Below are 11,814 nucleotides of genomic sequence, written 5' to 3' on the forward strand. Positions count from 1 at the left end.
ATCCAAATATCGGGCACTGTAAATACCGACGTTGTTGGGAATTACACGGTCACCTATAACGTGAGCGATGCTGCGGGCAATGCTGCACTTACCGTAGAGCGTAGTGTAGAGGTAAGCGTCGCCCCGGATACTACACCGCCGGTAATCACCTTGATAGGGGGCGACGTGGATTTAACGGTGGGCCAGAACTATGTGGAACAGGGAGCAACGGCAAATGATAACGTTAATGGCGATATCACGGCCAACATCCAAATATCGGGCACTGTAAATACCGACGTTGTTGGGAATTACACGGTCACCTATAACGTGAGCGATGCTGCGGGCAATGCTGCACTTACCGTATCGCGTAGTGTCATCGTAAGTGCTCCAGTTGTAGTTACGCCAAAGGCTTCATTTAGTGGTTCACAAAATGTCAGTAATGGACAGCCGTCGGTCAGCGGAACAGTTACAATTTCAAATGGACCAATGACTTTTAACTTTGGGATGACCTCATTTGGGCCCGAAAGTGGAATAATAACATTCACAATCAGTGGTAGCAGTTACACTGTATCTGTCCAAGGGGGTGAAAGTCAAAATCGAACATTAACAGAAAGTTTTCCTCCCGGCACATACAATTACTCGTTAACTTTAAACGGTCCAGGTAATTACAACGGAGGGGTGATTGCTCAACAATTATAAAAAACTTAGAACTTTATCTTGTGAATTGTATTTATAAATTTCACGAATTCTAGCAGTGTTAGAATCAGATACTATTTTGCTAATTTAAAATCAAATGGTTTAAAATAATACAGTAGTTTTATTTTACAAAAACATACATTTTATTATTCTTTTTAGTTAAAAAAGGCCCTCCTATACTATAATTAAAATAATATTTACGAGGTTTTCCTATAGGACCATAATAAATTAGTGCAGTATAAGTACAGAAAATTTTTGATTATAGCAAGAAAGTCGAAATTAACTATTCTATACCACCCCAAATACTGCCGCCAAAGCTATGTTAGCGAAGGTAACTATAAACAATGGCATGCATTTAGAGAAAACAACAACATATCATAACAATATTGTACATATTTTTAGAGTTCTTTTATGACACCAAAACATTGGGCCGTTTTTACGGCGAATACTTCACAAAAAGAGGAAACTGATAACAGCACTTTTATAAGGGCCACTTCCCGAAGGTTTTTATGAGCTGAAAAATTTAAAGGGGGGCTAATTTCCAAATTGGCCGTTGAGCGCTTTATTGACAGAGAACCGCCATGATAGTAAGGTTATTACATCAGACACTTAACAAAGTTTAAAATCAATGTCTAGTGGGGAGCAAAAAAAAGCATAATTAAAATATATCCTTAGCAGCTAGCGGGATTTTATTGTTCTGGATAACCCATTTGACAATCTGGATATTGACGCCCAAGAAGGCCTCAAGAATACACTTCAGGAAGTTTCGGTTCATACCCCCCCCCTTTGGTACAAATATTAAGTCGCAAAGCAGATGTAATGCCCTTTGCTAACACGTTTTATAAGTTGGAAGGTAAAGATTTAGTTGCCACAGGTACGCCTGATGATTTTACGGCAACCGCTACTATAACAATTGAGCCAGCTCCAACATCGATAACCTATAATGAATCTACCGGAGTATACACAGCACCAGCAGGGTCACGAGTTACAGTTACACTTAGTTCATCCGGAACTGGCAAAGGAAGGGCTAGTGTTTCAGGCGGAGGTGGTGGAGCATCTACCAGTTGGAACGGACTAGAGGAAGATGGCTTTAGCGATAATGATTCTTATCAATTTAACATGCCATCTAGTGAGAGCGTAACTTTTTCTTCTGATCATTTAGAAATATTTGGTAGTTCGGATTCTAGAGTTACTATAACTAATAATCAAGGAGGGACTGAAAGTTTTATTGTAGAAAAAATTGGAGGTATCCCATAATTTTTTTTGGAATTGTAGGGGCATAATTTATCTGGTAGTTAATCTTCCTCCAATTTTGTTCTTTGATAAAATCAACTTATATAATTCCAAATATTCTTATACTTCACAAGTTGAGAATAAGCATGTCTTATGACCAGGTTTTCTGGTTTTTCAAGCGAGGGGTCATTTTTTAAAAGTTGCATGGCATGGAAGCGCGCAGTCTTGAGAATATCGTTGTCTTTTACAATGTCTGCTATCTTTAGGTTGAGTACACCACTTTGTTGGGTACCCATAATATCTCCCGGACCCCTTAGTTTTAAATCGACTTCAGCTATCTCAAAACCATCATTGGTTTGTACCATGGTCTGCAGTCGGGTTTTTGCTTCGGTAGAAAGTTTGTGACTTGTCATTAGAATACAAAAACTCTGATCAGCACCTCTACCTACACGACCGCGAAGTTGATGTAATTGCGACAATCCAAATCTTTCTGCACTCTCAATAATCATTACCGAAGCGTTTGGAACATTTACACCTACTTCAATCACAGTAGTAGCAACCATGATTTGTGTTTCTCCTTTTACAAAGCGTTCCATCTCATAATCCTTATCTGCGGGTTTCATTTGACCATGAACAATAGAAATTTGAAATTCCGGCATGGGAAAGTCACGCGCAATACTTTCATACCCATCCATTAAATCCTTATAATCCAATGCTTCGGATTCTTGAATAAGTGGATATACAATATAAACTTGTCGTCCTTTTTTAATTTCGTCCCGTATAAATTGAAATACCTTTAAACGGTTACTGTCATATCTATGGACTGTTTTTATAGGTTTACGACCAGGAGGAAGCTCATCAATAGTAGAAACATCCAAATCGCCATAAAGACTCATTGCTAAAGTACGGGGAATAGGTGTTGCGGTCATCACCAAAATATGTGGGGGAATATTGTTTTTATGCCAAAGTTTTGACCGCTGCGCTACACCAAAACGGTGTTGTTCATCCACAATGGCCAAGCCTAAATCCTTAAATTTTACTTTATCCTCAAGAAGTGCATGTGTGCCGATTAAAATTTGGAGCTCTCCGCTTTCTAACTGCTCATGAATAGGATTCCGAGCCGATTTTTTAACGGAACCGGTTAAAAGCGAGCAGGTAATTCCAGTTCCTTTTAAAAGTTCAGCAATTCCGGTATAGTGTTGATTGGCCAGAATTTCTGTCGGGGCCATCAAACAAGCTTGAAAGCCATTATCGATTGCCAATAGCATGGCCATGACTGCAACTATAGTTTTGCCGGAACCTACATCACCCTGCAGCAATCGGTTCATTTGGGCGTTACTACCTAAATCACTTCGTATTTCTTTGATTACTCTTTTTTGTGCCCCGGTAAGTTCAAAAGGTAAATGGTTTTTATAAAACTCATTGAAAATTGTTCCTACCTGATTAAAATTAAAGCCTTTTATTTTTTGCTTGTGCAGCATGTTCTTTGCAATCAATTGCATTTGAATGTAAAATAGTTCTTCAAACTTCAATCGGAATTGCGCCTTGGCCAACAACTCTTGATTCTTTGGGAAATGGATATTGAACAAGGCTTCACTCTTGGACAACAATTTTAGTTCGTACAAAAGCTTATCGGATAGTGTCTCGGAAAATCGGCTTTTGGTTTCAATAAATATCTGTTGAATCAATTTACTGATGACCCTATTGGAAATACCTTTATTGCTTAATTTTTCCGTAGAAGGGTAAACCGGTTGCATGGTTACTTTTAACCCTTGCTCATGGTCTTTTAAAAGCTCCATTTCTGGATGTGGCATAGAAAATTTGCCATTGAACCAATTGCATCTACCAAAAATCACATAGGGCGTATTGAGCTTTATGTTTTCCCTGATCCATTTTTGACCTCTAAACCAAACCAGTTCCATTTCACCCGTCTCATCAACAAAACTGGCAACCAGACGCTTGCCTTTCTTTTGCTCTACGGTTTTAATATGTACGATCTTACCCACTATTTGTACATCTGCATTGCTACGTTGTAGCTGTCCTATTTTATAGTAGTGGGTCTTGTCGATATAGCGGTTCGGGAAAAGATTGAGTAAATCTTGAAAGGTGTGTACGCCCAGTTCAGACTGTAAGGTTTCTGCCCTATTGGGGCCTACACCTTTAAGATATACGATAGGGGTCTGAAGAGAATTAGCGTTCATGCGACTAAATTAGGGGATAGGTACAATTGCGACAAACTAAAATGCTAAATTTGGTCTACTATTTGTTCGTAACATTTCATGAAAAACCTTTTTATACTCTTTTTTTACTGTTCCTTGTTTGTCGGTTTTGCCCAACACCAAGATAAAGTAGACTTTACACAAGCTAATATTTATATAAAACCTATTCCTGCTACAGAAGAAATAAAGGGCGGTGTAGTATATCGGTTTAATGTACTACAAAATGTAGATTCGGTCTTTTTGGATGCAAAGGATATGATATTTTCCAAGGTTGAGCTCAACGGAAAAAAAGTGAAACACCGTAAAACGGATAAAACCATTTCGATTTATAAAAAATTCGAGCAAGGAACATCGCACAAGCTTGTTCTGGACTACATAGCAAAACCGAAACAGACCGTATACTTTTTGGGTTGGAATGATGAAATAAAGGAAAACGAGCAAATTTGGACCCAAGGCCAGGGTAAATACACGAGCCATTGGTTGCCCAGCTTTGATGATATGACCGAAAAAGTAGCTTTTGACATTACCATTCATGCGCCACAAGCATATGAGGCAATTGCGAACGGTAAATTGACCATTAGGCCCTTGGAGGAGGATGAAAACCCAGTATGGAATTTTGATATGGAAAACCCTATGAGCAGTTACCTTTTGGCTTTTGCAATAGGTGATTATAGTAAACAGGAACTGAAATCCTCTAGTGGCGTATCCATTAAAAATTATTATTATCCGGAGGACAGTACAAAAGTTGAACCTACGTATCGTTATACGAAAAGAATATTTGATTTTTTGGAGGATGAAATAGGTGTTCCGTATCCGTGGCAGAACTACAAACAGATTCCGGTACGGGATTTTCTGTATGCAGGGATGGAAAATACAGGAACTACCATATTCTCTGATGGATATGTCATTGACTCCACAGCATTTATAGATAAGAATTACGTAAATGTCAACGCCCATGAAATGGCACACCAATGGTTTGGTAATTTGGTAACGGAGCAAGATGGAAATCATCATTGGTTGCATGAAGGTTTTGCTACCTATTATGCTTATTTAGCTGAAAAGGAAATCTTTGGCGATGACCATTTTTATTGGAAGCTTTTTAATACGGCCAAAGAACTTCAAGAAATATCGGAAGAAGGGCAGGGGCAGGCACTGGTGGACCCCAAAGCCAGTAGTGCAACCTTCTATGAAAAAGGGGCTTGGGCATTAGTATTATTAAAAGATAAAGTAGGAGAGAAGGCCTTTAAAACTGGAGTATCTACATATTTGAACAAACATCGATTTAAAAATGCAACCATTGATGACTTTATTCAGGAGATAGAACTGGCTTCCGGTCAAAACTTAGATGATTTCAGGGGAACATGGTTGCATTCAACAGACTTTCCGGTTGAAGATGTAAAATCATATCTTATCGGTCAAAATGAATCCATTCGATTGTTTTATGAGGTAAAAGCGTCTGATTTTAATTTGAAAAAATGGCTTGGTGATGAATTACCCGTGGAGTTTAAAGTTGTGTTAATCGAAAAATTTCAAAAGCAAATAGTAGATAATCACTTGGAACCTTTATTGGCACAAGACTCAAATTTAGAAATTAGACAAAAGGGAATCCAGTTCATCAATAAGATAGCAGAGAGTCAAAAGGAAGTTTTTGAGCCATTATTGAACGACCCAAGTTATGTTACTCAGGAAATGGCCTTGTATAAACTATGGTCTTCCTTTCCGGAAAACCAAAAGACCTATTTAGATGCTACCAAAGGAGTTCAAGGATTGCCCAATAAAAATGTTCGTTTGTTATGGTTGTTACTAGCTATTGCCACAAATGATTATGAGGCTCATAATACAACCCGTTATTTTGCTGAGTTAAGCGCTTACACTTCTCCGGAGTACGGATGGGAAGTGCGGATAACAGCCTTTCAATATTTACAGGAAATTGGTTTTACGGATGAAGCTTTGGTTAATTTAATAAAGGCTACGGAACATCATTCATGGCAGTTTAAGAAATTTTCGAGAAATTTAGCGGACAAACTCCTAGAGGACAACGATTACAAAACGCGTATCTTGAAATTGTTGAGCAAACTAAATAAAGAGGAATCACGTTATATAAATAAAAAACTGTACGAATAATGAGGGCATTGGTCATATCTGGTGGTGGTAGCAAAGGGGCTTTTGCCGGAGGGGTAGCGCAATACCTTATGGAAGAACTCCATTTTAAGTATGACCTGTTTTTGGGTACATCTACAGGTAGTTTGCTTATTTCTCACTTGGCCCTACAGAAAGTTGAAAAAATCAAAGAAGTTTACACCAGTGTAAACCAACATAGTATTTTTAGCAATTGCCCATTTACCGTTCAAAAGAAACATGGAGTTCATACCATTGGTATAGACCATTGGAACGTACTAAAGAATTTTTATAAAGGACGAAAGACTTTTGGAGAAAGCAGAAACCTGTTGAAGCTTATAAAAAACACTTTAACAGTAGAAGAATTTGAAAATTTAAAGAACGGGCCAAAAGAAATTATTGCTACGGTTTCCAACCTATCTTTAAATCAGGTAGAGTATAAGAGTATTAATGATTGTACCTATGAGGAGTTTTGTGAATGGATATGGATTTCCTGTAACTACACACCCTTTATGAGTTTGGTGCGCAAGAATGGTTGTGAATATGCCGATGGTGGACTGGGGAATATGGTGCCTATTGAGGAAGCTATAAAACGAGGGGCAAAAGAGGTAGATGTTATTGTACTGCAGACTGAAGTAAGCCACTTAAACCGCCTTCCCTCTAGAAATGCATTTTCATTGTTGACAACCATGTTTGAATATATGCTTGATAGGATAGAACACCAAAACATAAGAATTGGTAAATACGTGGCCAAGCATAATGATGCTATTATCAACTTTTACTACACACCTACGGTATTGACAACAAACTCATTGATTTTTGATAAGGAAAAAATGACCGTTTGGTGGGAGAGTGGTTATAATTTTGCCAAGTTTAAAAATACTGAACTCAACCAGATAGAGCCGGAAAAAGGAGAAGTATTGTAAAAAAGAAAACCCGCATAAAGTTTAATTTAAGCGGGCTTATATTTTCAATATATGATTTTGGATTATTCCCAGAGATAACCTATTTCTTTTTTAATGAAAGATAATGCAGTTGCGGAGGGCGATTGTTTTTCCATGGTTTCCGTTAGGATGTCTTCCCTTAATTTATCCGCAGAATCGGTTTCGCTCATTGCCGCTTTACGAATCATTTGCACCGTTGCACTTTTTGCTGCTTTTATAACGTTCCAACATTCATCGGTCATGTAAATCTGCTGAGAAAGATTGTGCTCAAATTCATTTTCAACACTTTTTATCAAAAGACTTTCGTAAGCATTTTTATCCGAAGATTTTGGTGCCACCCTCACTACTAGACTAGGAATTGCTATTCGTTCAAGAAAAAGTGCCATACGTTCGTAGGCCTGTAGGCGAACCGGTATGGTATTCTTTTGAGAATCTTTGTGCAATAGAAAGCGTCTACGACCATCCTCGTTTTTAGTGTGTAACTTAAAAAAATAAAAGGCAACGACCCCTGTAACTACTGCCGGCAATAAAAAGCCGAACATTTGTAAAATTCCTTCTCCAGACATTTTTTCGGTATTTGGTTATTTGGATACTAGAACGGAGGATTTTATCAAAAATTATACGATTTTTCGTATAATCTTTAGTTCTTCATTTGCTCTCTTACCATTAAATAGAATTTGTTGAAGTCAGGATGAATATTGACTTGAACCCCTTCTTTAAGGTTGCCGTCTCTTCCTAGAGCTGTCATACGTTCAGAAGCTATAGCAAACTTGTTTTGTAGGGCCGCTGCAATAGTCATGCTCTGTTTTGCGGGAGTTTCAAGGTCTCCGGTCATGCTAAGACCCTCTATGGTAACCGATGTGCTAGGGTTTGCAATCAGGATGTTCGCAATTTTCTCCACCCATGCTTCACCTTCTGCGGTAAGAGTTGTGCCCGTATCGCTTCCATATAAGCTAGATAAGTCCGAAGATACTACTACGGCACCACCCGAGACCGCTATTTTTGCGTTTTCTCCCATGGTTTGTTTTACATTGGTTAAAACAACTATAGTGGTAGAATCATTAGTGGCAATGGCATCTTTTATTGCTTTAAGCTGATTTTCCTTGGCTTCCAAGCTGGCCATGGCAGTTGTTACCATGTTTGAATTTTTATTGGAAACCTCGGCAAAACTATTCAAGTTCTTCATTAACGTGTTGTTGGCGTTTTGAAGTTCGGTTACTTGGGTTTCAAACGATTCCGCTTTTGCAACAGCTACTTTTTCATTTTTTCTCGCATCAAAGACCTGGTCGTTCACAGAATCCAATTGCATTTTTAATTGGGCTATTTCTTCTAAAAGGTCGCTTTTTCTTTGGGCTTGTACGGATAGACACGTAAAAATCAAAAGGGCAAGGGTAAGTAGGGGGTGTTTCATAAATAACTCGGATTAAAATTCTTATTTCTCGATTTGGAATACTATGTTATTATAAACAAATGTATATTATTCTTTGCTGTTTTCACAATGCTTTCCGCCCAAGTGGATACAATCATATAAATTTTGCATACTCTCAAAAGGCACCTTGGCCTTGTTGTAACCGTATGAAGAGGCTAAACTACGGTTCAGGTCGTTGTCATCAACATTTAGTTGAATATCATCCATAGTGTATTGACAGGGGTGTTCATATCCCGAGGCATGTGTAATTTCTAGGAACTCCTTCCTAAACGTCATAAAATATTGTGCCAAACGGTCTGATTTTAATGGAATGTCAATTCCCTTTTGCAACCATTTGTTTTGAGTGGCCACCCCTGCCGGACAGCGGTTAGTGTGGCACACTTGGGCCTGTATACAGCCAATACTCATCATAGCTTCTCGGGCAACATTAATACAGTCAACCCCCATAGCAAAAGCCATAGCTGCTTTGGCGGGAAAACCTAACTTGCCACTACCTATAAATACAATACGCTCCGTTAGTCTTCTTTTTAAGAACACCTTATAAAGACTGGAAAAACCATAGACCCACGGTAAAGAAACATGGTCTGCAAAAGACGGAGGGGCGGCTCCTGTTCCGCCTTCACCACCATCTACTGTAATAAAATCTGGACCTTTACCCGTTTTTTCCATTAAATCGGCCAATTCCTCCCATTGCTCAAGTTTGCCAATGGCTCCCTTTATACCTACGGGCAACCCGGTCTCATTAGCAATACTTTCAATAAATTCTAAAAGTTCGGGCACGGTATTAAAAGCCTTATGGGTAGCTGGCGATATTACATCTTTACCAACTTCAACGCCTCTAATTTCGGCCAATTCAGGTGTTATTTTGGCCCCTGGAAGTACGCCTCCCTTGCCAGGTTTGGCTCCTTGGGACAATTTAATTTCAATTGCTTTTATAGTTGGATTCTCGTCAACCAATTTTTTCATTTTTTCCATGGAGAAATTTCCATCTGGAGTACGTACCCCAAAATAACCTGTACCAAAATGAAAAATAACATCCCCTCCTTGTTTGTGGTAATTGGAGAGTCCGCCTTCACCTGTGTTATGGTATGCGCCAGCTTTAGCAACACCTTTGTTCATTGCTTCTACCGCTGCAGCGGATAACGAGCCAAAACTCATGGCCGAAACGTTTATAATGGAACCAGGACGAAATGGTTTTCTTCGCCCGTTATGGGCACCCATTACTTTTGCGCAGGGAAGAAACGTTTTATCCGTGGCATTTATATGGGTATCAGGTACCTTATATGCCATCATTTGATTCTTTACAAAAATATGTTGGTGCGCATAGATGTCACGGTCCGTACCAAAACCTTCGTAATTATTTTCCTTCTTTGCGGAGGCATAAATCCACCCTCTTTCAATACGGTTAAAGGGAAGTTCTTCACGGTTGTTCGCTACAAAATATTGACGCATTTCCGGACCAATGCTCTCCAACCAGTATCGTAAATGGCCAACTATGGGAAAGTTGTGGGAGATGGTATGCGAACGCTGAAAAAAGATATCTCTTAATGCGACTATCAAAAGGAAAATAAGAATCCATACCCACCAAGAAATACTTTGTAAAATTGAAATAAGTTGGTCCATATATAAGCTAAAAACAGTTTAAAGTAATAATTGACATAGAAATTAATAAGTAGTTATTTATCAAGAAAATCTATGCTCATTTCAGTTAGTACTTTTACTCCAAGTAACAAACCGCTGTCGTCAATAACGAAATCCGGTGTGTGATGTGGAAATGACTCCGTTGTTCCTGGCGTCATTCCTCCTAAAAAGAAGAAAAAACCAGGAACTTCTTTTTGAAAATAAGAGAAATCTTCAGCTCCTGTAACGGCCTTTTGTGTTTGTACATTGTTCGCTCCCGCTACTTTGTTTAATGTAGGTAGCATTTGTGTGACTAGTTCAGGGGCATTATACGTAATATCTGTAGCATCTTTGATTTCAATAGTGGCTTCGCCTCCATATGCTTTGGCGATAGTGGGCACCATTTCTTGCATACGTGTATTGATTAGAGCTTTCATGTCATAATCCAAAGTGCGTATTGTACCAATCATTTCTGCACTTTCGGGAATGATATTGAACCGTACGCCACTGGTTATTTTTCCAACAGTGATTACAGCAGCTTCATTGGTGAGTTCGGCTTCTCTGCTTATAATGGTTTGCAGTCCATCAATAATTTTCGCACTGATTAAAATAGGGTCTACTCCAGACCAAGGTCTTGCACCATGGCTTTGTTTTCCTTTTACATGGATGGTGAATTTTTGGGCAGCCGCCATTGTGCCGCCAGATTTATAGCGAATTACCCCAACTGGGGTTTGGGAATTTATATGAAGTCCAAAAATAGCATCTACCTTGGGGCTATTAAGAACACCTTCTTTTACCATGAGCAGAGCCCCGCCTTCTTCGCCCTCTGGTGGGCCTTCTTCCGCAGGTTGAAAAATAAATTTTACGGTACCTTTTATTTTATCGGTATGCTTGGAAAGAATTTCTGCAACCCCCATAAGAATAGCAGTGTGGGTATCGTGTCCGCAAGCATGCATAACGGGTACTTTCTCTCCTTTGTAATCTGTTGTAACGGTAGACTTATAGGGTAGATCATTCCGTTCAAATACGGGTAGGGCGTCAATATCTGCACGCAAGGCTATAACCTTTCCAGGCTTTTTTCCTTTTAAAATCCCAACAACTCCGGTATGGGCTACTCCGGTTTGTACTTCTATACCTAAGGAAGTAAGGTGCTTTGCAATTTTTTCCGCCGTCTTAAATTCGCGGTTAGAGAGTTCGGGGTTTTGGTGTATTTCCCTTCTCCAATTTATAACTTTACTTTCTATGGCCTCGTATTCCTTTTCAAAATTTTGGGCTAGGGAAGAGGTAATGGGTGCAATTGTAAAAAGTAGACCTAGTAGTAGTTTGTTCATTCTGTGGAGTATTAAATGGCGTAAAAATGATTCCCTTAAATTATTTCGTTGGATGCTTTTGGTCTTAAAAAAACAGAAGGATTACAGATTTTTCGATTTTTTGACCAAATTAGCCTTGTTTTGGGTTGAAATATGACTTATTTAGCGAATATATCAACAAAATGGCTAAAATCATTGTTAATTACTTTAACAGTTTGGGGTTTCATCTTTTTAATTGTCGTCTTATCTTTAGCGATACTTTAGTT

Annotated in this window: 9 protein-coding genes; 4 read left to right on the plus strand and 5 right to left on the minus strand. The window is 38.8% G+C overall.

The genetic code is table 11. The annotated features are described in order from the left end of the window. Both H9565_RS19595 and H9565_RS19600 read left to right on the plus strand, forming a co-directional pair. Positions 1 to 678: DUF5011 domain-containing protein (locus H9565_RS19595; protein ID WP_215442072.1), on the plus strand; the 678-nt coding region annotated here is incomplete at its 5' end. 783 nt (positions 679 to 1,461) lie between these two features. After that, positions 1,462 to 1,932 (plus strand): hypothetical protein, encoded by a 471-nt coding sequence (locus H9565_RS19600; RefSeq protein ID WP_215442073.1) that lies wholly within the window; start codon positions 1,462 to 1,464, stop codon positions 1,930 to 1,932. A gap of 71 nt (positions 1,933 to 2,003) precedes the next feature. Here the strand turns inward: H9565_RS19600 and recG are convergent, their stop codons facing one another. After that, positions 2,004 to 4,109 (minus strand): ATP-dependent DNA helicase RecG, encoded by a 2,106-nt coding sequence (gene recG / locus H9565_RS19605; protein WP_215442074.1) that lies wholly within the window; start codon positions 4,107 to 4,109, stop codon positions 2,004 to 2,006. Between the two features lie 78 nt (positions 4,110 to 4,187). Here recG and H9565_RS19610 point away from each other — a divergent pair, with 78 nt between their 5' ends. Together H9565_RS19610 and H9565_RS19615 are read left to right on the plus strand one after the other, a co-directional pair. Then, the gene (locus H9565_RS19610; RefSeq protein ID WP_215442075.1) at positions 4,188 to 6,251 is read left to right on the plus strand and encodes a M1 family metallopeptidase; all 2,064 of its coding nucleotides are present in this window, start codon (positions 4,188 to 4,190) and stop codon (positions 6,249 to 6,251) included. Beyond that, on the plus strand, positions 6,251 to 7,171 hold the full coding sequence (locus tag H9565_RS19615) for a patatin-like phospholipase family protein (RefSeq protein ID WP_215442076.1): 921 nt from the start codon (positions 6,251 to 6,253) through the stop codon (positions 7,169 to 7,171). The genes H9565_RS19610 and H9565_RS19615 overlap by 1 nt, the downstream gene beginning before the upstream one ends. Before the next feature lie 62 nt (positions 7,172 to 7,233). On the opposite strand, the gene H9565_RS19620 is transcribed toward H9565_RS19615, so the two are convergent. From H9565_RS19620 to H9565_RS19635, 4 genes are all read right to left on the minus strand, one after another. Then, positions 7,234 to 7,755, minus strand: a complete 522-nt coding sequence (locus tag H9565_RS19620; RefSeq protein ID WP_215442077.1) for a DUF7935 family protein — start codon at positions 7,753 to 7,755, stop codon at positions 7,234 to 7,236. A gap of 74 nt (positions 7,756 to 7,829) precedes the next feature. Further along, a complete protein-coding gene (locus H9565_RS19625; protein ID WP_215442078.1) occupies positions 7,830 to 8,600 on the minus strand; it encodes a hypothetical protein in 771 nt (256 codons plus the stop codon). Between the two features lie 66 nt (positions 8,601 to 8,666). Then, positions 8,667 to 10,241: an FMN-binding glutamate synthase family protein gene (locus H9565_RS19630; RefSeq protein WP_215442079.1), complete on the minus strand. Its 1,575-nt coding sequence runs from the start codon at positions 10,239 to 10,241 to the stop codon at positions 8,667 to 8,669. Between the two features lie 53 nt (positions 10,242 to 10,294). Next, positions 10,295 to 11,569, minus strand: coding sequence for an amidohydrolase (locus tag H9565_RS19635; RefSeq protein ID WP_215442080.1), 1,275 nt, complete (start codon positions 11,567 to 11,569; stop codon positions 10,295 to 10,297). Positions 11,570 to 11,814 lie beyond the last annotated feature (245 nt).

The organism is Zobellia russellii, assembly GCF_018728565.1.
Taxonomy (GTDB): domain Bacteria; phylum Bacteroidota; class Bacteroidia; order Flavobacteriales; family Flavobacteriaceae; genus Zobellia; species Zobellia russellii.